This window comes from Acinetobacter johnsonii, assembly GCF_048551975.1.
GTDB lineage: Bacteria > Pseudomonadota > Gammaproteobacteria > Pseudomonadales > Moraxellaceae > Acinetobacter > Acinetobacter johnsonii_A.
The window spans coordinates 1-309 of the sequence record NZ_JBIMCF010000131.1; the positions used below are offsets into that span (position 1 = coordinate 1).

Genomic DNA, 309 nt, shown 5'->3' on the forward strand with positions numbered 1-309 from the left:
GATTCAGTTCAAACACTTTGTTGAAATTAGTTTATCCAATATTGAACCTGTAATGCCTGAAAATGCATTTGTTCAAGGCGTCAATGCGGCAGGTAAAGTTCAGGCTTTTAATTCAGAGACTGGGCAATACTATTTATGGATTTCCGATTTACAGTGGCAAGCGACTGCACAGCCCTCAAATAGCATTGATTTGAAAGATGACTTTCTTGAAGTCTGGATAATTTTTAATCTTGGACAATATGAATTGATTGATTTAAGTCATATTCATCGTGATTTTTTAGAAAGTCAGTTGGCTTAATAGCATAGAGT

General features: G+C 35.0%; 1 protein-coding gene. It reads left to right on the forward strand.

Annotated elements, in window-relative coordinates; all coding sequences use genetic code 11:
- A partial coding sequence (locus tag ACG9ZB_RS16940) for a hypothetical protein (protein ID WP_419326816.1) occupies positions 1-298 on the forward strand: 298 nt, incomplete at its 5' end.
- Between the last annotated feature and the right edge of the window lie 11 nt (positions 299-309).